We start from the raw sequence: 21,015 nt of genomic DNA, 5'->3' as shown, positions 1-21,015 counted from the left end.
CATGATTGATCTGTCTCGCCCGGAACCGAGTGATGCGGATACCGCGCGGTGTTACGTGATTCACGAGCAAAACATCCTGGTGGCGGGCGCCCCAGGCCAGGACTGGCTGCCACAATTGCCCGCGTTTCTGCTGCGTCAGCACCCTGATTACCATTTCCTTGGCTGGCTTGGCGATGAGCCGTGCTATGTTTGTGAGTTCAGCCGCCATGAGCTAGACGATGGTAGCCTGCAACCCTTGCCTGCAAGGCGGCTGATGGGAGCCCTGGATGAGCCTGGCTTCTCCATGTTCAGTCGCGCGTTGCAATTTCTCTCCTGGCAGAAAAATCACCGTTTTTGCAGTCGTTGTGGTACCCCGACAGAGCCGCACCCCCGTGATCTTGCCATGGTATGCCCATCCTGCAGCTACAGCCAATATCCTCGTATCACGCCTTGTGTAATTACCTTGGTAACCAAGGGCGAGTATGCCTTGCTGGGTCGCTCCGAACGCTTCCCTGAAGGGTTCTTTTCCTGTCTTGCCGGCTTTATGGAAGCCGGTGAAACCGCGGAACAGGCGCTGGCTCGTGAGGTCCGAGAAGAAAGCGGCATTGAGGTTGGTGAGCTGCATTATCTGGGGAGCCAGTCCTGGCCGTTTCCGCACTCACTGATGCTGGGGTTTCTGGCGGATTATGCCAGTGGTGAAATTTGTATTGATGACGATGAAATCGTTGAGGCCGGGTGGTTCCATTTTGACGATTTACCAATGACTCCGCCGCCCGGCAGTATCGCCCGCAGCTTGATTGATCACTGGGTCACCCGCTTTAGATAACAAGGATTTTTCATGAACTACACGCTCGCCCCTCTGGTTCTGTTTGCCTTCAGCCTGATTTTCGTGCTGCTGGGTGCAACGGTGCTGTTGCGTCAGCGCTGGTTGCTGCAATGGTTGAAGGGCACCGCTGGCATTTTGCTGGTCGTGGCGGCGGTTTATCTGAGCCTCTTTGCCCTGAATATCTACGGTTACAAGGAATATGCCCAGGAAGTGCCGGTGGCGACGGTAAGTTTTCGGCAATCCGGGGATCAATCGTTTATTGCCACGGTGACCCGCACTGATGGTAGCGCGGAGGATTTCCGCCTGAAAGGTGATCAGTGGCAACTGGATGCGCGCATCATCAAGTGGCGGCTGCCTTTCAGTCTGCTCGGTCTCAAGCCCGGTTATCAGCTCGACCGGATATCTGGCCGTTATTATGCTCTGGAAGACGAGCGTTCCCGGGATCGCACGGTATACAGCCTGCATCGAGAGCCGGTTGGGATTGATGTCTGGCAAATGGCCAATGATGGCTGGAGCATACTTGTTGACGCGCGTTATGGTAGTGCTGCCTATCTGCCCATGGCGGATGGCGCGTTGTTTGAAGTCAACGCTGGGGCAACAGGCTTGGTAGCCCGTCCCATGAACGGCGCTGCGCAACAGGCCATTTCTGGCTGGAATTGATTGCCCGGTTCAGGCATGCCTCTCTGGGGCATGCCAAAAGGCCTGTCCTGACTCCCCGTTTGGCATACCCCTCTGTACCCGGCTTCGGTAGAATCACCGGGATCTTTCTGTTTGCCCTGTCGGGCAGCACTCATTGAAAATACCCAAGCAGGTACATTGTGATCGCGTTTCTATCTGAATACGGCATGTTTCTCGCCAAGGTTGTCACTCTGGTAGTGGCGCTTCTCTTCATTATTGGGGGTATTGCCGCCTCTGCCAGCCGGGGCCGCGGTAAGGCGGATCAGGAGGGTGACCTGCGAGTGCGTCACCTGAATGATGACTTCGAGGACCTGAAAGAGTGTCTCGAGCACGAGATCATGCCCGAAGGCCAGCGCAAGAAAATGCGTAAAGAGCGCAAAAAGCAGGACAAGCTGGAAGCCAAGCAAAAGAAAAAGGCAGGAACAGAAGACAAAGCCATGCCCCGCTTGTTTGTCTTGGACTTTGATGGTGATGTGCAGGCCAGCTGCGTGGAAAACCTGCGCAAGGAAATCAATGCGGTGCTGCAGGTGGCCAACCAGGATGACGAGGTGTTGGTGCGTCTGGAAAGCCCGGGTGGGTTGGTGCACAGCTACGGGCTGGCGGCCTCGCAACTTCGTCGTATCCGTAACAGTGGCATCAAGCTGACCGTCGCAGTCGACCGGGTTGCGGCCAGTGGTGGTTACATGATGGCCTGTATTGCTGACCGGATTGTCGCCGCCCCGTTTTCCATCATCGGCTCCATTGGTGTGGTCGCCCAGATCCCTAACTTTCATCGGTTGCTGAAGAAAAATGACATCGATGTGGAGCTGATGACGGCAGGGGAATACAAGCGTACCCTGACCATGCTCGGCGAAAATACCGAAAAGGGCCGTGAAAAGTTTCAGCAAGAACTGGAAGACACGCACCAGCTGTTCAAGGATTTTGTGCGCGATAACCGTCGCGGTCTTGACCTGGACAAGGTCGCCACCGGCGAGCACTGGTTTGGCGCTCAGGCCAAAGAGCTGGGTTTGATTGATGACATCATGACCAGTGATGAGTTGCTGCAATTGCGCAAGGACAACCAGGCCCTGTATCAGGTTAACTGGGAAGTAAAACGCAAGCTTGGAGAGCGGTTGGGCTTTTCCATGGAAAACGTGCTGCACCGGGTGGTGGAAAAATTGTGGCACCGTGGCAGCCAACGGCAGATGCATTAATTTGATTAACACCCTGTCAAAGGAGAGGACCATGACGTTTCAGGCATTACTGACCACCGAAAGCGACAATGGCTACCAGAATGCGGTGGTAGAACGTGAGTTGGCTGATCTGGGTAGTGAGGGTGTGTTGGTGCGTGTGCAGTGGTCGTCTCTCAACTACAAGGACGCCCTGTCTGCTACCGGAAACAAAGGGGTGACCCGAACGTTTCCTCATACCCCCGGGATTGATGCTGTTGGCGTCATCGAAGAAACCGGCAATGGCCCCTTCGCGGTTGGCGATACGGTGATTTGTACAGGTTATGACCTGGGTATGAATACCGACGGGGGGTATGGGCAGTATATTCGTGTGCCTGCTGAGTGGTTGGTGCCGTTGCCTGAAGGATTGGCGCCCCGCGATGCCATGTTGATGGGCACTGCCGGGCTGACTGCCGCGCTGTGTGTCGAATCGCTGCTCGATACCGGGGTAAATCCCGATCAGGGCCCGGTGTTGGTGACCGGTGCTACTGGTGGTGTGGGATCCATTAGCGTGGCAATTCTTGCCAAGCTGGGTTTTCGGGTTGCGGCTGTCACTGGCAAGGCCGATTCTCATGACTGGCTGCGTGAACTTGGTGCTGCTGAGATTGTGGATCGCAAGGCGTTTCTGGAAAGTGCCAGCAAACCCATGCTCAAAGAGCAATGGGCTGGCGCGGTAGATTGCGTAGGTGGTGAAATGCTGGCCGGGGCGCTGAAGAGTCTGAAATACGGCGGTAGTGCAGCGTGTTGTGGCCTGGCGGGTTCGCCGAATCTGGAGATGACGGTATTCCCGTTCATTCTGCGTGGCGTGAACCTGCTTGGGGTAGACAGCGTGGAGTTACCCTGTGAAATCAAGCAACAGATGTGGCAGTTGCTTGCAGATCAGTGGATGCCAGAAAATCCGAAGGCGCTGGAAGCGGCCGAAATTGGTCTTGAAGACGTTAGCGAGTGGGTTGGAAAAATTCTCGAAGGTGGCGTGCGTGGTCGCGTGGTGGTGCGCTTGGCCTGAGATCCAGCGTTGTTGCGGATTCGTAAAAACGCGGCCTTTGGCCGCGTTTTTTATGGATTCTACGGTGCCCTATGATTCATTATTCATCCATGTTTTCGAATATGGACGGCAGCATCGGATATGGATAAAAACCATTGGCTCAAGATCGCCTGTTACCTGGATGGCCGGGGAGGGCGTACGGTTTTTGGCACGGACGAGGCTCTCCAGTCTGATCGTACTCACTGGGTCCATCTCGATTATACCGAACAGGCCAGTGCCGACTGGATGTCCGCCAATGGTATCCCTGACGGCGTGATTGAAGCGCTCACCGCTGCGGAAACCCGGCCGCGGGCGTCGGAAGTTCATGGCGGCCTTCTGGTTTACCTGAGAGGGGTGAACCTTCATCCGGGAGCCAGGCCGGAAGATATGATTGCGCTGCGATTGTGGCTCGGGCCCCATGGTGTGATCACCACCCAGAAGCGTACGTTAGTGACCGTCGAGACGGTCGAGGGCTCTTTGGCGGGTGGAGACGGCCCAGTAAGTGCGTCGGGGCTGGTCGCCAGATTGGTTGATGAGCTGACCTGGCGAATGGAAGATGTGATCGAGAATCTCGAGGCGGAGGTAGAAAGCTGCGCTGAGCAGTTGGAGGCGTCTCCGACCATGTCGTTGACCTCTCAGCTGAGTCTTTTGCGTCGCCGGGCGATTACCTTGCGCCGCTATCTGGCGCCGCAGCGTGAGGCGTTAGCGAAACTTCAGTCTGACCGCCACTTTGGTGAAGACGATATCCTGTTGGTACGTGAAGCATCAGACCGGCTCCAGCGACTTCTTGAAGACCTTGATGCTGCCCGTGAACATGCGACTCTGCTCCAGGAAGAGGTCTTTTCGGTTCAGAACGAAGCCATCAATGACCGCATGTATCTGCTGGCGATGATTTCAGCATTGTTCTTGCCGCTTGGCTTCCTGACCGGGTTGTTTGGTATCAATGTGGGCGGGTTGCCCGGCGTCGAGAATGACAAGGCTTTCCTTTGGTTCTGTGCCGGCATGACAGTGATTGCCATTGGCGTGCTGATCTGGATGCGAAAACGCCGCTGGCTATAAGGCGCAGCGGCGTTTTCGAACCGTTTGGCGAGGTAAAGCGATCAGGCCTGACGGTAGATCGGACGGGGGTCGTTCACATCACCCTGATAGCGGACGGTGAAATCCTTCAGGCTGGCTACGGCTTCTTCGATGCTGCGATCTTCGCGCACTTCGAACGCGTTGAAACCGCAGCGGGCCAGATAGAATAACTGATCACGTAACACATCGCCTGTGGCACGCACTTCACCCTTGAACGCAAAGCGGGTGCGTAACTCGCGAGCGTAAGAATAGCCGCGGCCATCCTTGAATGCAGGGAAGTGAATAGCCACCAGGGAAAGGGCAGAAAGGTCATCTGCCAGGTCCTTGGGTTCTTCGCCCGGTGCGAGCCAAACAGCTACATCGCCACGGGTCATCAGGGTGTCACGGTTCTCTTGCCAATAAGCCAGTGGAACGATGACTTTGCCATCCGGCAGGCCTGCCTCGAGGGCATCTGCTTCCAGGCGTGCCCATTCGTTATCCACGATGGCGCCGTCAATAATGACCTTACCCATAGATATGCTCCTTGAACGGGTCCATGCCGATACGCTCGTAGGTGTCGATGAAGGGCTCGTTCTCGAGGCGCTTCTCGACATACAGGCCAATGATTTTTTCGATCACGTCGGTGATTTCGTCGGATTCGAAAGACGGGCCCATTTTTTCGCCTACCTTTGATTCACGATCACCACGGCCTCCCAGGGTAACCTGGTAGAACTCCTTGCCTTTCTTGTCCACACCAAGGATGCCGATGTGGCCAATGTGGTGATGGCCACAAGCGTTCATGCAACCGGAAATATTCAGGTCGATCTTGCCCAGATCATGGAGATAATCCATGTCGTCAAAGCGGCGCTGAATGGATTCCGCCACGGGGATGGACTTGGCATTAGCCAGGGCGCACAGGTCGCCACCGGGGCAGCACACCATATCGGTGAGCAGGCCCAGATTGGGGGTCGCAAAGCCCAGTGCGTCCAGTTCCTGCCAAAGGGCGAACAGGTCACTGGCCGCCACATCGCTGAACACCATGTTCTGCTGGTGGCTGTTGCGGATTTCACCAAAGCTGTACTTGTCGGCAAGATCGGCAACGGCATCCAGCTGCTCGTCGCTGATGTCGCCAGGGACCCGGCCGGTTTTTTTCAGTGTCAGGGTGACCGCACGGTATCCCGCCTGTTTGTGAGGGCGGGTGTTGGTGTGGTACCAGCGGTTGAAGGCCTTGTTGTCTGCCAGCAGGGCATCCAGTTCACTGGTGTCGACATCGCTGCGGTATTCCACATCGGTGAAGCAGGCCTGAATACGGGCCACTTCGGCTTCTGTCAGCGTCATGGGGCCATCTTTGAGCTCAGCGAATTCTTCTTCCACCAGCTCGCGGTATTTGTCGGCACCCAGCGCCTTCACCAGAATCTTGATACGGGCCTTGTACTTGTTGTCGCGGTTGCCGTACTTGTTGTACACCCGCAGGATCGACTCCAGATAAGACAGCAGGTGTTGCCACGGCACGAACTCGCCAATCACGGCGCCGGTCATGGGGGTACGACCCAGGCCGCCGCCTGCCCATACCTGGAAGCCGGTTTCGCCAGCATCGTTGTGTACCAGCTGCACACCGATATCGTGAACACCGATAATGGCCGGATCTTCATCAGGCACCGCATTGACCGCAATCTTGAACTTGCGGGGCAGGTAGGCGAATTCCGGATTGAAGGTTGACCACTGACGGATAATTTCGCACCAGGGGCGTGGATCCTCGATTTCCTTCGGGTTCACGCCGGCGTATTCGTCGGTGGTGGTGTTACGGATACAGTTGCCGCTAGTCTGGATGGCATGCATCTGGACATCGGCCAGTTCGGCCAGAATGTCAGGCACATCTTCCAGTGCCGGCCAGTTCATTTGCACGTTCTGGCGGGTGCTGACGTGAGCAAAGCCCTTGTCGTAAGTGCGGGAGATATGCGCGAGCCGGCGCAGCTGACGGGAAGACAGCAGGCCATAAGGAACGGCGATGCGCAGCATGGGCGCATAACGCTGGATGTAAAGGCCGTTCTGCAGGCGCAAGGCGAGAAACTCATCCTCGCTGAGCTCCCCGGCCAGGTATCGACGCGTCTGGTCGCGATATTGCGCTACCCGTTCATTCAGCAGTTGCTGATCGTGTTCCTGATAGACGTACATGGGACTGTATCACCGTCCTTTTGCTTGAAATTCAATAGCTAAGCGCCACCCGCACTGGGTGAGTGCGGCACTCTAACAAAGCGCCCTTATAGTGAAAAGAAATATCTTGGCATATCTCTATAACGGCAACCGATATAAAAAAGCCTATTTCGCGGCAGCGTCGAGCACCATGTTGACGGTGATGACCATGCCGATAACAAGCGCAATCACCAGAATGACGTAGACGCCGATATAGTTGCCGGCATCGCCCTTGGTGAAGTCCCGCTCCCGGTTTTTGGCGCTTTGCACACCGAACAGGGCAGCGAGAATGCTGTTGATCGTTTGCAGCAGGCCAGGTTTGGTGTCCTGATCCGGTGCATCCTTGGGGTCTGTCATCACATAGTCCTGCGTTATGGCGACGGCTAAACGCCGGGAATCGGGGCGCATATTGTACGCCGCTGCCGAGGGTGGGAACACCCCGTAATGATGCCGTTCGGCCCACCCTTGAAACGATTGGGCGGTGGCACCATTGAATATGCTGAGTACCTGACTAAAATACTCAGGAAAGAGACCTCAGTCGCCCTTCAGGCCGGCTTGAGGCCACGAACCGGATCAGGAAGCGTAATGGCAGAGCAGTTGATCGACATCACCGAACCGGCCCAGGACTACCTGCGAGACCTGCTGGGCAAGCAGGATCAGGGCGGCATTGGCGTGCGTATCTTTGTTGAGCGTCCCGGCACCCCCCATGCCGAGTGTTGCATGGCGTATTGCCCGGACGGTGAGCAGGAAGAGGACGATGTACGCTTCGATTACGAGGGCTTTCATGCCTGGATCGAAGGTAAAAGCGTGCGTTATCTGGAAGATGCGGTCATCGACTACAAGAAAGACAGCATGGGTGGTCAGCTGACCTTCCGGGCGCCGAAATCCCGTGTGCCGGATATCAGTGAAGACGCCAGTGTGGAAGAGAAGATCAACTACGTGCTTTACGCAGAGATCAATCCCAATCTGGCTTCTCACGGCGGCAGTGTTCAGCTGCTGGAGCTCACCGAGGACATGGTCGCAGTGCTGGAATTCGGCGGTGGCTGTCAGGGCTGTTCCGTCGTCGACGTGACGCTGCGAGACGGGGTAGAAAAAACCCTGAAAGAGCGTATACCGGAACTGACGGGGGTTCGTGACAAGACAGACCATACCGTGACGGACAACGCTTACTACAGTTAGAAGGCAGCTGTGAGCAATGAGCTACCAGCAAAAGCAAAAACGCAGCCCTTGAGGCTGCGTTTTTGTTTTAGGGTTTTAACTCGTAGCTCGTAGCTGAAAGCTCATAGCGGCTTTCATCCACAGCTCGGCTTGCGGCCCGCTGCCTTGGCCTGGTTGTACAGCGGCATCACCTCTGGCAGACGAGCTTGCAGCCCGCCGATGCGGGTGGCATTGGAGGGGTGGGTGGACATGAATTCCGGTGGCCCATCGCCGTTGGCAGCCGCCATGTTCTGCCACAGATTTACACTCTCGCGAGGGTCGAAGCCCGCCTGGGCCATGAGCTGAAGACCAATAATATCGGCTTCGGCTTCATGCTTGCGGCTGAACGGCAGTGCGACACCATACTGGGCGCCGACACCGAGTGCGGCCATGATGCCCTGTTTGGTGGCGCTGTCTTCACCTGCCACTGCGCCCAGTAATTGAAGGCCATTTTGGGTGGCGTACTCCAGTGACATGCGCTCGTTGGAATGCTGCGCTTGCACATGGCCGATTTCATGACCGATGACCGTCGCCAGCTGTGACTGATTGGTGGCGACCTTGAGCAGACCGGTATTGACCCCGATTTTGCCCCCTGGCAGGGCAAACGCATTGGCGCTGTTGTCCTGGAACAGGTTGACCTCCCACTGCTGGCTGCCATCCAGCGTTGAGGTGATGGCGGTGGCCACACAGCGTACATAAGCGGTTTGCTGCTGACTGCTACTGACAGGGGTCTCTTGTTTCATTTGCGCATAGGCGGTGGCGCCCATTTCATCCATTTGATCTGCCGGCATCAGCAGAAACTGGTTTCGTCCCAGTGGGGAGGTGGCACAGGCTGCCAGCGCTACGCCAGCGCAAAGCATGATAAGCGGTTTCTTCATTGTCATTCCGTTACTCCCATTCCCGAAGGAAACGTCGGGATACCCACATTAGCCAGCTGGCCCAGCCGGCGCTTCCGAGGAAGACTATAAGGCCAAACAGGGAGATACCCCAAGGTGATGGCCCAACTTTGCCAGCCAGCATGACACTGCCGCCAATGAACGAAGAGGCGACCAATAGTGCTTGGACCTGCCGATACTGGCCCCGTTCCAGTCGGGTCACCATTCTTTCCAGTTGGCGGGGGTCCAGTCCCTGCTCCTGGGGGCTTTGCTGGCCGGGGACAGGGGGGGGAGCATAGACCTTGTCGACCACATCCAGTGCCCGCAGGCTCAGGCTTTTGGCCAGTCGGGCAGGAGAGTAGCGGGTGCGGATCATGCGCTTGAGCAGGGGCTCGGCTTCGGTCATCAGATCGAAGTCGGGGTTAAGCAGGCGCCCGAATCCCTCCAGGGTAATGATGGCCTTGATGAACAGGGCAATATCACTGGGCAGCACCAGATTATGGTTGCGTACCATGGCGGTGATGTCATTGAGCAACGCGGTGATATCCAGTTCCGAGATGGAGACGCCGTGATACTGGCTGATGACATCTTCCACATCCGACACCAATTGTTCGAAGTTCACCGGTTGACCATCGGACCAGCTGGCCAGAACCGCCGCGCACTGTTCAGCTTCACGGATGACGACTGCGCGGGTCATCTGCAGTATTTGTTCTCGGCGGCTATGACTGAGCTTGCCGACCATGCCGAAATCGAGCATGGCGATACGGTTGCCCGGCAGGATGATGAAATTCCCGGGGTGCGGATCGGCATGAAAAAAACCGTCTTCCAGTGCCATTTTCCAGGCGGCCAGGGCGCCACGGCGAGCAATCTGGGCCCGGTCAAGGCCCGCGGCATCCAGCTTTTCCAGTGCCTTCGCCGGGATGCCTTCAATGTGTTGTTGAACCTGAACGGTGGATGACGACAACTCCCAGTAAACCCGCGGGACGGTGAGCCATTTCAGCGAACGCATGTTTTTGCGGATTCGATCGGCGTTACGGGCTTCAATGGTGAAGTCCAGCTCCCGCAGCAACGAACGGCGGAATTCACGGATCAATTCCACCGGGCGGTAGCGACGGATTTCCACGGAGTTGTCGCAAGCCAGCTTGGCCAGCTGGTCGAGCAGGCGAAGGTCGGAGTCGATCTTGTTACGAATACCCGGCTTCTGGATTTTGAGCACAACCTTCTGGCCGCGCCGGGTAAGGGCGCTGTGCACCTGACCAATGGAGGCCACCCCGATTGGGGTCGGGTCGACACGGGCAAACAGGCTGTCAATCGGCTTGCCCAGGGCCTCTTCAATCAATGGGGCAAGCTCTTCAAACGGAATGGCGCTGGCCTGATCCTGCAGCTTCTCGAACTCGGCAATCCAGTCCAGCGGAAACAGGTCAACCCGAGTGGCCAGGATCTGGCCGAGCTTGACAAAGGTGGGCCCCATTTCTTCCAGTGCACAGCGTAGTCGCTCTGCGGTACCCATGCGCAGGATGTCGCCCTTTACCGGGCTGCGGACCAGTTTGCCCGCCTGCTCAATGGGGGTGGCCAGCCCAAGCCGGCGGATCACGTCGGCAAAACCATACTTGAACAAAATGCCTGCCAGCTCGTTCATGCGAAGCAGGTCTTTACCGGTATGCAGCAGATTCACAACGGATCCTTGTTGAGGTGTCAGTCCCAGAGAATTACAGCTTGTGATGAATTCTGGCAAGATGCCATGGCATCAACGGCAGCAAGAAGTGCAAAAGCATGTCAAAACCCTATGTAAGAGAAGACCTGGTCGAAGTCAGGGAAAGCCCGCTTCATGGTCGGGGTCTGTTTGCCCGCCAGTCGATTCCCAAAGGCACGGAATTGGGACTATGCAAGACTCAACCTGCAAAAGGGCAGGGGCCTTACGTGCTCTGGATTGATGATGACGGTGAAGAGCGATACCGGGTGTTGTGCAATCTGCGGTTTATCAACCATGGCAAGCAACCCAATGTGGCCTATTACGATGACCTGACCGTCGTGACCCTCAAAGCGGTCAAGGCGGGGGCGGAATTGCTGCATGATTATGGGGATGAGTGGGAATAAGAGCAGTTAATAGTTAACAGTGAATAGTGAATAGCTAAAACCCAAATGCAAAAGCTTGGTCATTCCGGGCCCTGGCGAGGTATAGATGCAAGAGCCTCGGGTTGCGAGACTTGGGTCGTAAAAACCTTAAGCGACTACACGGCCTAGAACGGGCAGGGGGAGGTGAATTCGCTCCACAGGCCGGTGACGGGGTGGTTGAAGCCTAGCCATTCGGCGTGCAGCAGCAGGCGGGGGCTTAGGACTTCGACTTCGGGAGGGGCGTACATATCACAGCCAATGATGGGGTGGCCCAGTTCCCGACAGTGGATGCGTAACTGGTGGCTGCGCCCGGTGACGGGGCTCAGAGCAAGGCGGGTACGGTTATGCCGTTCGTCGCGCTCCATTACCTGATAGTGGGTCAGGGCGTGTTTGCCGGTGTCATGACAGACTTTCTGCAACGGACGATTGGGCCAGTCCGCAATCAGGGGGAGCTCAATGCTGCCGGCGTCCTTCTCGACCAAACCCTGTACCACCGCCTGATACCGCTTCTTGACTGTTCGCAGCTGAAATAAACGGCTTAGCTGGCTTTGCCCTCGCTGACTCAATGCAAAGACCATCAGGCCCGAGGTATCCAGATCCAGACGATGCACCAGACGTATGTCCGGGTAAATCAGGCTGAGACGGGTAATGGCGCAGTCCTTGTTCTCGGGGGCGCGCCCGGGAACGCTGAGCAAGTAGGCAGGCTTGTTGATCAGAAGAATGTCCGGATCCTGATACAGGATGCCCACCCGCTCGTGACAGGTGGGCACAATGTAGTAGGGGGCAGTATCAGCCCCAGAGTTGTTGGAAGACATCGCTATACTGGCTGGCAAAGTGCACGGTGAGGCCGTCTTTCAGATAATCCGGCAACTCGTCGAAATCCCGCCGGCAGGCATCGGGAAGAATCACTTCACGAATATTCACCCGCCGGGCGGCAATGATTTTCTCTCGGATCCCGCCAACGGCCAGCACCTGGCCGGTGAGTGTCAGCTCTCCCGTCATGGCGACCTTGCGCGGCAGCCGCTTGTTGCGCAGCAAGGACAGAATGGCGCTGGCCATGGTGACCCCTGCGCTGGGGCCGTCCTTTGGCGTTGCGCCCTCCGGCACATGCAGGTGGATAAAGGCATTGTCGAGACAGTCTTCCGCCAGCCCGTAGTCCTGCAGGTGGCTCGCCACGTAACTGTAGGCAATTTCCGCGGATTCTTTCATTACGTCACCGAGTTGCCCGGTCAGTTTGAAACCACGTTGCTTGCTGTGGACCAGACTGGCTTCTACAGAGAGGGTGGCACCGCCCATACTGGTCCAGGCGAGGCCGGTGACAACGCCAACGCCTCGCTGGGTTTTTTCTGTCTGGAAGTAGGGCTGCCCCAGAAACTCAGACAAATTCTTGCCACTGATGCTGAGCTTCTTCTCGCCAGCCAGCAGTTTGACGGCCGACTTGCGGATAATCTTGTTCAGTTGCTTTTCGAGGTTTCGTACCCCGGCTTCCCGCGCATACCCTTCAATAACCTGCCGCAGGGCACTGTCACTGATCTTGAGCTGGCCGGGTTTTACGCCGGCACGCTCCAGGGCGCGTGGCCACAGGTGCTGCCGGGCGATATCCACTTTCTCTTCGGTGATATACCCGGAGAGCCGAATCACTTCCATGCGGTCGAGCAAGGGGCCAGGAATGCTGTCGAGGGTATTGGCGGTACAGATAAACAGCGAATGGCTGAGATCGAGCCGTTCATCAAGGTAATGATCCAGGAAATCCTGATTTTGCTCGGGGTCCAGCACTTCCAGCAGGGCCGAGGCCGGGTCGCCCTGAAACGATTGCCCAAGCTTGTCGATTTCATCGAGCATGATCACGGGGTTTGCCGTGCCGGTTTCTTTCAGCGCCTGAACCAGTTTGCCGGGCATGGCACCGATATAGGTGCGGCGGTGCCCCTTGATTTCGGCTTCGTCGCGCATGCCGCCAAGGCTGAAGCGGTAGAATTTGCGATCCAGGGCTTCGGCAATGGACTTGCCAATACTGGTCTTGCCGACCCCAGGGGGGCCGACAAGCAGGATAATGGAGCCTTTGACCTCACCACGTAGTGCCCCAACCGCAAGAAATTCAACAATGCGGTCTTTCACGTCCTGCAAGCCGCTATGGTGCCGGGTGAGCACTTCGCGGGCATGGCTGAGATCAAGATTGTCGTGACTGTATTGCCCCCAGGGAACACTGGTAAGCCAGTCCAGATAATTGCGGGTTACACCATACTCAGGGGAGCCGGTTTCCAGTACAGACAGCTTTTGTAGTTCGTCCTCAAACCGTTTGTTTACCGCATCGGTAGGAGACAAGGTCTTCATCCGTTCACGGAACTCATCCGCTTCGGCGGTCTTGTCATCTTTGCTCAGGCCGAGTTCGCGCTGAATGATCTTGAGTTGTTCGCGAAGGAAGAATTCGCGCTGGTGGCGACTGACCTTCTCGTTCACCTCTTCGGAAATCTGGTTTTGTAGCCGGGCGACCTCCAGTTCCTTTTTTACCAGCGTCAGGACCTTTTCCATACGAGGCTTGAGTGGAACGGTTTCGAGTATGCTTTGTAGCTCTTTGCCTGAAGCACTGGTCAGCGCTGCCGCAAAATCGGTTAGCGGAGAGGGCTCGGAGGGTGAAAAGTTTTGCAGGTAGTGACGCAGCCCTTCGTTATACAGCGGGTTGAGCGGCAGCAGTTCCTTGATGGTATTGATGATGGCCATGCCATAGGCACGTACAGTTTCATCCGCGTCTGTGCGTGGCTCTGGGTAACTGACTTCTGCCATATAGGGACGCTTGCGATTCAGCCAACCCTGAATACGAAAGCGGGATGCGCCCTGGGCGACGAGCTGGAACTGATCATTTTCCTGATTCAGAGCGTGAACTTTCACCAAGCAGCCGTACTCCGGGAAATCCTCCAGCGCGACGGTGTCAGGGTCTTTGTCGCCCACGTAGACCAGGCCCAGCGATTGATGGGGGGTCTGGCTAACGCGCTCGAGGGTCTGTTCCCAGATTTGTTTGTCCAGCATCACTGGTTGCACCAACCCGGGCATAAAGGGTCTGTGGCGTACAGGGATAAGATAGATGCGTTGCGGGCGCAACTGGTCGGGCAGGGCAAGGCTGCCCTGCGCGGTATCGGTGTCTTGAATATCGTCAGTCATGGTGTGTCACTTCCATTGAACGTGGAAATAACATGGTGCCGGGTGGTGGAATTTCAATTGTCGATAATCAGCAAATCGGCACAGAGATTCTTCGGGGTCTTGCTCCTGCGCTCTACGACGCGGGAATTGAGGCCCCCTTGTTCGCATTTCTCTGCCAGAGCATAGAAAGGTGAGCGGCCAGGGTCGGCGATGATGATCTGCTTTACTCCGGCTCTCAGGGCGCGACGGATAAGGTTATAGAGCACAGGGGTTAGCTCGTCCCAAAAGCAGATGTCAGCACCGGCCATGACCGTGACGTCTTTAAGCCGGGCGGTGCTGAGCTTTTCAAAGCGAAGCTGTTCGGTGGTGATATCCACCTTGTTGATCTGCGCATGCAGGTCAAGATAGGGGAAAACATCTGCATCGGCATCTACAGCGGTGACCCGGCACCTAAACCGCTTGGCGGTAAAGATCGACAGTGGCCCCCAGCCACAACCAATATCCAGCAGGTGGTCGTCTGCGTCCAGTTTATTGCGGGTGAGGTGATCCATGATAAGGAAGCTGGAGTTCCATACCTTGTTACCATGAATCGATGGGGTATGGTTGGCGCGTTTGAGGCGACGGATTTCCTTGTGACCGGAACGCAGCAGGGTAATGCCCCGGGTGCGAATGGTGTGAGGCTCGCCTGCGCGTATAACAGGTACTGACATAATCCACCGCCATTTAAAAGATTGAAACACTACGGTCAAGGCTCGCGGGATTCAAGCCCTGCAATGTCAGGCATAATGGGGGAATGGGTACTCGGGCGATGAAACATGATTAGGGAAAGTGTTACCGGGCTGGTCGGGCTGGCTTCCGGAAGGACTCGATATGTAAGGGGCTTGGCGGCACTTGCACGCATCGGAGCGGTGTATGCTCGCGGCCGCGGCAGTGCATTGTCCGAACGTCATCACCAGGCGGCAGAGATTGCCACTCAGCTTTGTAGGGCCAATGGTGGCTTCTGGGTCAAAGCGGCGCAGTTTTTCAGCTGCCGCCCCGACGTGCTGCCGCTTGAGTATATTCATGCGTTTCAGCAACTGCAGAGTGACGCCCTGCCCGTAGAGTTCAGCGCGATCGCCAGAGTGCTATCCAAGTCCTGGGGTAAAGACTGGCGCGATACTTTTGTCTGGTTTGAGGAGACGCCAACCGCTGTTGCTTCCATCGCACAGGTGCACCGGGCCAAGCTTAAGAATGGACAGGAGGTAGCAGTCAAAGTCCGATTGCCGGCAGTAAAGCGCTTGTTTGAGCAGGATGCCAAAGTATTTCAGGCACTGGCCGCCATTGCGGCTCCACGGTTTCGTGAGTTTGATCTTCGCCAGGCTATTGAGCAGTTGCTGGCCATGACGGCAACAGAACTGGACTTCCGTAACGAAGCCGCTAATACCCTGCGCTTTTCTCGTCAGCCGCACCCCGAGCGTATCCGGATTCCCGAGTTAGTTAAGCCTCTGTGTTGTGAACGGATACTCGTGACCAGCTGGGAAGGCGGTAACCGTCTCCGCCAGCATCTTGATCAGCACCCTGAAGACGCGGCCGATCTTCTGGGGGTGCTTCTCACCAGCTACCTGCAACAAGTGACGCGGTTTGGGGTCTACCAGGCAGACCCGCACCCGGGCAATTTTCTGGTAAATGATCGAGGGCAGGTTGTGATTCTGGATTTCGGCGCCATTGGCGTGCTGAACCCGGATGAGGTCCGCCGTTATTCAAGGTTGCTGTATGGATTGATGGGGTTCGAGGGACAGGTTGATATTGGTGAACTGTTCTATCAGGCAGGTTTCCGTGGTGGTAGCCCGGAGACCTTGCGGGAGCTGGCGCTTTACGTGTTGACCGATAAACTTAATCAACAGGGCCCTGTGGGGGCAATGGGAGATCTGATGGAGCGATTCCGCGAGGAACGCATTAGCATCCCTGACTCTTACATTGGTATTTCCCGGGTTTTGATTACCTTGGGGGGGTTCCTTATGAGTTACAACGTGCCCTTTGACTGGCGCCCACCGGAATTACGTAGCACCACGGGCTGAGTCACCACATTGAAAGGATGACTCAGCACACTTGGCTAGATGATTAAGGACGGTTTTCATTCCAAAATGTGCGGAAGGCATCGGCACTCTTGGCGGGAGCTTCTGTCATCGGCAGGTGACCAATGCCATCCAGAATGACGGATCGTGCTCGGGGAAGCCGCTCAAGAAAGACGGGTACATTATCCACTCCCAGCAGCCGGTCTTCCTTGCCCCACATAACCAGCGTGGCTTGATCCAGTGTCGCAAGGACCTCACTGTTCTCCAGATTCATGCCAGGGTCGGTGCCCAGCTGACGGAAAATATCTTCAGCGACTACGGCATTTTCCGCTTTGCGTTGCCCCATAACATCCATGAAAAAATCCGGCATGTAGGGTGGCTCTTCCATGGCCCATTCCAGAGTGGTCTGGAATTCATCCCGGCTGTGGGGAATCAATGGATTGCTGTCGCTGCCTTCCAACAGGGCTTTGAACTCAGGGGTTTGGCGTGTCAGACCGGCGGAATCCACCAGCCCCATGGAAAGAACCCGTTGTGGCGCTTGTCGTGCCATTTCCAATGTAATAGCGCCCCCCATGGAATTGCCGGCCACATGGAATTGCTCGATCTGCAGGGTATCCATCAGTGTAAGCAGCCGCTTGGCTTGGGCTTTCATGGTGTAATCCAGGCCCAAATCACGGGTGCTATCACCATGGCCGGGGAGATCCGGCACGACGAAGTAAAACTCTTCTTCCAGGTTGCCGGCAAAACGCACCCAGTTGCTGGCGTCGGCACCAAAACCATGAATCAGCAGAACCGGGGGGGCACTGGTGCTGGATTCACTCACCAGCAGATGCCATTGGATGCCGTCGTCTGTGGTGATGGTTTCTTCCTGAAGGCCGGCCCGCGAGATTTCGAATTCAAGCCCGTTCTGATAAGCCCATTGGGCGGCATTATCGCAGGCAGAGAGTAATGCGACGGATAACAGTGCAATGAAGCCGCGGGTAATGACTGCAGAGTGTAGAGGCATTATTGATCTACTCGGTCTATAAGTAACAATTGTCAATTATAGGATGCTTGTACAGGGGCTTGAACACCGCTACCGGGGCCAAAATCCTGCAGGCAGCCTGATAAATCAGCCCGATCGGGGTGCCTTCAGGTTCCACACCCCGGCGGCAACGATCAGCAGTGTGCCCAACAGCGTCGTAATTACCAGGGTTTCCCCCCAGAACATCCAGCCGAGCAGTGCTGCCCAAATGACGGAAGAATAGTTGTAAACCCCGACCTGGCCGGGGCTGGCGATCTGATAGGCCGTGGTCATGGCAAACTGGCCACCGGTTGCCACCAGGCCAATGCCGATAAGCCACAGATAATCAGTCCCGACGGGCACGGTACTGGTCCAGGCGAGGGGGAGGGCGGAAAACCCGGTCGCAAACAGGGCAAAGTAGAACACCACCCGTTGCGGAGGTTCAGATACGGCCATGCGGCGGATGCTGACCTTGGCGATACTCATAATCGCGGCCCCGGCCAGAGCAACCCACATTACGGGATCAATCTCACCCGAATCTGCCCGCATGATGACGGCAACGCCGACGAAGCCCACCAGAATAGCAACCCAGGTACGCAGGCCGATCTGTTCGCGTAGCCATAGCCATCCCACCACGGGAAGGAAGAAGGGCACGGTCATTTTCACCAGCACCGCTTCTGCCAGGGCAATATGCCCGATGGTGTAAAAGAAGCAGAACATGGCGGTCACGCCCGTGAAGGCACGTATCAGATGCAGATGAATATTGGCGGTACGCAGTTGTCGAAAACCGCCACGCTGCATGATGATGGGCAGAAGGAAGAGCAGGCCGAAGAGATTGCGCGCGAACACAATCACTTCGGTATCCAGGTGATCCGAGAGCAGTTTGATCATTGCCGCCATGATGGCCAGCAAGCCTTCCCCCAGTACCAGCAGCAGGGCGCCCTTCAGGGGTTGGTCATTCACCCGGCGGTGTGTCCGTCGAGCGGGGTGCCCCACAGATCATGTTCATCTGCATGCTCGATGGTGACCTTGAGGCGCTGGCCGGGCTGCACGTCGGTGATGCCATTGAGATAGACCAAGCCATCGATCTCCGGTGCATCGGCGCGGGAGCGGGCAATGGCGCCTTCGTCATCTACCTCATCAATCAACACTTCCTGAACGCTGCCGATCTTTTTCTGCAGCTTGTCGGCGCTGATGCGGGCCTGCACATTCATGAAACGTTCGCGGCGCTCTTCGGCCAGTTCCGGGTCTACCGGGTTGGCCAGTGCGTTCGCCGGGGCGCCTTCCACTGGGGAGTAGGTGAAGCAGCCGACGCGATCCAGCTGTGCTTCCTCAAGCCAGTCGAGCAGCAGCTCAAAATCATCATCGGTTTCGCCGGGGAAACCAGTAATAAAGGTGCTGCGCAGGGTAATGTCGGGGCAGATTTCACGCCAGCGACGAATCCGCTCAAGGGTATTTTCGGCATGAGCAGGGCGTTTCATCGCCTTCAGTACTGTCGGGCTGGCGTGCTGGAACGGAATATCCAGATAGGGAAGGATATGCCCCTCAGCCATCATCGGGATGATGTCGTCCACGTGAGGGTAGGGGTAGACATAATGAAGCCGAACCCAGGCCCCCAGTTGTCCCAGAGCCTGACAGAGCTCCAGCATCCGGGTTTTCACCGGCATGCCCTGCCAGAAGCCGGTTTGGTATTTGCGGTCGACACCATAGGCGCTGGTGTCCTGACTGATCACCAGCAGTTCCTGTACCCCCGCTTTGACCAGCCTTTCAGCTTCATCCAGAACGTCGCCCACCGGGCGTGAGTCCAGTTTGCCGCGCATGCTCGGGATGATGCAGAAGCTGCATTTATGATTACAGCCTTCGGAAATCTTCAGATAAGCATAATGACGCGGGGTCAGTTTGATCCCTTGCGGGGGGACCAGATCCAGAAAGGGATCATGGTTCTGCAGCGGCGGTACCACCTGATGAACCGCGTTGACCACCTGTTCGTACTGCTGGGGCCCAGACACGGATAACACCGAGGGGTGTACCTTGCGAATGGTCTCTTCTTCCACCCCCATGCAGCCGGTCACAATCACCTTGCCGTTCTCGTGAAGGGCTTCACCAATGGTGTCCAGGGATTCCGCCTTGGCATCGTCAATAAACCCACAGGTATTCACCACGACCACGTCGGCATCATCGTAAGTCGGCGTGACTTCGTAGCCTTCGGTGCGGAGCTGGGTCAAAATGCGTTCGGAGTCCACCAGGGCCTTGGGGCAACCCAGGCTGATAAAACCGACTTTGCCGGGGGCTTTACCGGACATAGTTCACCTCGAGATTGGCTGCCGCCTGTCGGGCACAAACGGCTGGCTGAGTGTCAGAGTGGGTGGGCGCGCAATTCTACCGTTGTCGCAGCCCTTAAGCCATGGGCGATTCCGGTATAAGGTGAGCCATCAGAGGGAGATTGTATGCGCTGTTTTCTCGGCATTCCGGTCTCGGGCCCACTGGCCCATGAATGTGTGGCGTTGTCACTGGGACTGCCTCAGGCGTCGCCGCGGCGAAACCTGCATCTGACGTTGGCCTTTTTGGGAGAGTGCTCACCGGGTTCCGTCAAACGTCTGGTCCCTGGCGTGTCTGCACTGGCTGCCCGTCATGCTCCCTTTACGATTGCCTTGACGGCCTGTGAGCCCTTCCCTGAGCCAGAGGGACCCTATCTGGCGCTGACGCAAACCACCCAAACGGCTCTGGCATCGCTCCATGACGACATTCAACAGTTGCTCAGCGCAGTCGACGGCTTTACGGCGGAGACGCGGCGGTTTCGTCCCCATGTGACCCTGGCCAAACCCGGAGAGCCATTGCAGAGGCGCACGGGGCAGTGGATTCTGGATGCGGATCAGTTGTGGCTCTATGAAAGTGACAGCCGTCACGGCAGGCCGCCGAGTTACCATCCGTTGCAGCGTTTTGCGCTTTCCGGTGGTTGAAATCCCCATCAGGACCCGCATGCTTCAACGGACGACCTCACACGACAGTGAACAGGAGTTTCACCATGCAGTTACTCAGCAACAGCCTGACCGATCAGGCCCCCATTGGTGAGAAGTACGCCTTTGCGGTCAAGGATGCAGATACCCACGTGGCCCTTTCCAGCAACATCAATCCCCATCTGGCCTGGAAAGACGCGCCGTCACAGACCCGCTCATTTGCCGTGGTTTGCCATGACCCGGATTGCCCCAGTGCCGGTGACGATGTGAACCAGGAAGACAGGGAAGTCCCGGCAGATTTGCCGCGGGTGGATTTTTATCACTGGACCCTGTTCGACATTCCTGCCGGTCAGAGTGAAATTCTTGAGGGCGAGCATTCGAGCGAAGTGACCGCCCATGGCAAGAACGGACCCACTGCCCCACAGGGGCTGCGCCACGGCAAGAACGACTATAGCGGCTGGTTTGCCGGTGATGCGGATATGGAAGGGGAGTACTTTGGTTACGATGGGCCCTGTCCGCCGTGGAATGACAGCATCGTGCACCGCTATGTCTTCACCGTGTACGCACTGGACGTGGAGCAATTGCCGACAGAAGGGGATCTCAGCGGTGCCGCGCTGGTCGGGCTGATCAAGGCGAATGCGCTGGATTCCGCCAGCATCACCGTGAGTTACACCCTGAATCCGCGACTGGCCAAGTAGACGGCTGTTGGGGAATC

Annotated in this window: 21 protein-coding genes; 10 read left to right on the top strand and 11 right to left on the bottom strand. The window is 56.8% G+C overall.

Going from position 1 to position 21,015, the window contains the following annotated elements:
• The first annotated feature begins 1 nt into the window (after position 1).
• The 5 genes from nudC to D4A39_RS04650 all read left to right on the top strand — a co-directional run bounded on the left by nudC (position 2) and on the right by D4A39_RS04650 (position 4,774).
• A complete protein-coding gene (gene nudC / locus D4A39_RS04670; RefSeq protein ID WP_022986558.1) occupies positions 2–805 on the top strand; it encodes an NAD(+) diphosphatase in 804 nt (267 codons plus the stop codon).
• A 12-nt stretch (positions 806–817) separates the two neighbouring features.
• Positions 818–1,465, top strand: coding sequence for a hypothetical protein (locus tag D4A39_RS04665; RefSeq protein ID WP_022986557.1), 648 nt, complete (start codon positions 818–820; stop codon positions 1,463–1,465).
• 158 nt (positions 1,466–1,623) lie between these two features.
• Entirely contained in the window at positions 1,624–2,676 is a 1,053-nt protein-coding gene (gene sohB, locus D4A39_RS04660; RefSeq protein WP_022986556.1) for a protease SohB, read from the top strand.
• A 31-nt stretch (positions 2,677–2,707) separates the two neighbouring features.
• The gene (locus D4A39_RS04655) at positions 2,708–3,697 is read left to right on the top strand and encodes a YhdH/YhfP family quinone oxidoreductase (protein WP_022986555.1); all 990 of its coding nucleotides are present in this window, start codon (positions 2,708–2,710) and stop codon (positions 3,695–3,697) included.
• A gap of 120 nt (positions 3,698–3,817) precedes the next feature.
• Positions 3,818–4,774: a zinc transporter ZntB gene (locus D4A39_RS04650; protein ID WP_022986554.1), complete on the top strand. Its 957-nt coding sequence runs from the start codon at positions 3,818–3,820 to the stop codon at positions 4,772–4,774.
• A gap of 41 nt (positions 4,775–4,815) precedes the next feature.
• Here the strand turns inward: D4A39_RS04650 and D4A39_RS04645 are convergent, their stop codons facing one another.
• The 3 genes from D4A39_RS04645 to D4A39_RS04635 form a co-directional block, all read right to left on the bottom strand.
• Positions 4,816–5,304 (bottom strand): DUF934 domain-containing protein, encoded by a 489-nt coding sequence (locus D4A39_RS04645; RefSeq protein ID WP_022986553.1) that lies wholly within the window; start codon positions 5,302–5,304, stop codon positions 4,816–4,818.
• On the bottom strand, positions 5,297–6,946 hold the full coding sequence (locus D4A39_RS04640; protein ID WP_102790942.1) for a nitrite/sulfite reductase: 1,650 nt from the start codon (positions 6,944–6,946) through the stop codon (positions 5,297–5,299). Before D4A39_RS04640 ends, D4A39_RS04645 begins: the two co-directional genes overlap by 8 nt.
• Before the next feature lie 144 nt (positions 6,947–7,090).
• Positions 7,091–7,321, bottom strand: a complete 231-nt coding sequence (locus D4A39_RS04635; protein WP_022986551.1) for a DUF2970 domain-containing protein — start codon at positions 7,319–7,321, stop codon at positions 7,091–7,093.
• A gap of 228 nt (positions 7,322–7,549) precedes the next feature.
• Here D4A39_RS04635 and nfuA point away from each other — a divergent pair, with 228 nt between their 5' ends.
• Positions 7,550–8,143 (top strand): Fe-S biogenesis protein NfuA, encoded by a 594-nt coding sequence (gene nfuA, locus D4A39_RS04630; protein ID WP_022986550.1) that lies wholly within the window; start codon positions 7,550–7,552, stop codon positions 8,141–8,143.
• A gap of 113 nt (positions 8,144–8,256) precedes the next feature.
• Here nfuA and D4A39_RS04625 read toward each other — a convergent pair whose 3' ends face one another.
• Positions 8,257–9,045: a M48 family metallopeptidase gene (locus D4A39_RS04625; RefSeq protein ID WP_031227013.1), complete on the bottom strand. Its 789-nt coding sequence runs from the start codon at positions 9,043–9,045 to the stop codon at positions 8,257–8,259.
• Between the two features lie 4 nt (positions 9,046–9,049).
• Positions 9,050–10,711 (bottom strand): ABC1 kinase family protein, encoded by a 1,662-nt coding sequence (locus D4A39_RS04620; protein WP_233192073.1) that lies wholly within the window; start codon positions 10,709–10,711, stop codon positions 9,050–9,052.
• Between the two features lie 98 nt (positions 10,712–10,809).
• Here D4A39_RS04620 and D4A39_RS04615 point away from each other — a divergent pair, with 98 nt between their 5' ends.
• Positions 10,810–11,133: an SET domain-containing protein gene (locus D4A39_RS04615; protein WP_022986547.1), complete on the top strand. Its 324-nt coding sequence runs from the start codon at positions 10,810–10,812 to the stop codon at positions 11,131–11,133.
• A 143-nt stretch (positions 11,134–11,276) separates the two neighbouring features.
• On the opposite strand, the gene D4A39_RS04610 is transcribed toward D4A39_RS04615, so the two are convergent.
• The 3 genes from D4A39_RS04610 to D4A39_RS04600 are packed head-to-tail and all read right to left on the bottom strand — an operon-like array spanning position 11,277 to position 14,996.
• The gene (locus D4A39_RS04610; protein WP_022986546.1) at positions 11,277–11,966 is read right to left on the bottom strand and encodes a pseudouridine synthase; all 690 of its coding nucleotides are present in this window, start codon (positions 11,964–11,966) and stop codon (positions 11,277–11,279) included.
• Positions 11,941–14,307, bottom strand: a complete 2,367-nt coding sequence (gene lon, locus D4A39_RS04605) for an endopeptidase La (RefSeq protein WP_022986545.1) — start codon at positions 14,305–14,307, stop codon at positions 11,941–11,943. The genes D4A39_RS04610 and lon overlap by 26 nt, the downstream gene beginning before the upstream one ends.
• 53 nt (positions 14,308–14,360) lie before the next feature.
• Positions 14,361–14,996, bottom strand: coding sequence for a class I SAM-dependent methyltransferase (locus tag D4A39_RS04600; RefSeq protein ID WP_022986544.1), 636 nt, complete (start codon positions 14,994–14,996; stop codon positions 14,361–14,363).
• A 105-nt stretch (positions 14,997–15,101) separates the two neighbouring features.
• Here D4A39_RS04600 and D4A39_RS04595 point away from each other — a divergent pair, with 105 nt between their 5' ends.
• The gene (locus D4A39_RS04595) at positions 15,102–16,343 is read left to right on the top strand and encodes an ABC1 kinase family protein (RefSeq protein ID WP_031227009.1); all 1,242 of its coding nucleotides are present in this window, start codon (positions 15,102–15,104) and stop codon (positions 16,341–16,343) included.
• Between the two features lie 43 nt (positions 16,344–16,386).
• Here D4A39_RS04595 and D4A39_RS04590 read toward each other — a convergent pair whose 3' ends face one another.
• The 3 genes from D4A39_RS04590 to rimO form a co-directional block, all read right to left on the bottom strand.
• Positions 16,387–17,346 (bottom strand): alpha/beta fold hydrolase, encoded by a 960-nt coding sequence (locus D4A39_RS04590; protein ID WP_119917575.1) that lies wholly within the window; start codon positions 17,344–17,346, stop codon positions 16,387–16,389.
• 105 nt (positions 17,347–17,451) lie between these two features.
• Positions 17,452–18,306, bottom strand: a complete 855-nt coding sequence (locus D4A39_RS04585; RefSeq protein WP_119917574.1) for a DMT family transporter — start codon at positions 18,304–18,306, stop codon at positions 17,452–17,454.
• Complete coding sequence (gene rimO, locus D4A39_RS04580; RefSeq protein ID WP_022986540.1) at positions 18,303–19,646, bottom strand: 30S ribosomal protein S12 methylthiotransferase RimO; 1,344 nt, start codon at positions 19,644–19,646, stop codon at positions 18,303–18,305. The genes D4A39_RS04585 and rimO overlap by 4 nt, the downstream gene beginning before the upstream one ends.
• A gap of 144 nt (positions 19,647–19,790) precedes the next feature.
• Here rimO and thpR point away from each other — a divergent pair, with 144 nt between their 5' ends.
• Entirely contained in the window at positions 19,791–20,303 is a 513-nt protein-coding gene (thpR, locus tag D4A39_RS04575; RefSeq protein WP_022986539.1) for an RNA 2',3'-cyclic phosphodiesterase, read from the top strand.
• 65 nt (positions 20,304–20,368) lie between these two features.
• On the top strand, positions 20,369–20,998 hold the full coding sequence (locus D4A39_RS04570; protein WP_119917573.1) for a YbhB/YbcL family Raf kinase inhibitor-like protein: 630 nt from the start codon (positions 20,369–20,371) through the stop codon (positions 20,996–20,998).
• Positions 20,999–21,015 lie beyond the last annotated feature (17 nt).

Origin of the sequence: Alcanivorax profundi, from assembly GCF_003597125.1 — a bacterium.
GTDB lineage: Bacteria > Pseudomonadota > Gammaproteobacteria > Pseudomonadales > Alcanivoracaceae > Alcanivorax > Alcanivorax profundi.
This window is presented reverse-complemented; position numbering and strand designations above follow the sequence as displayed.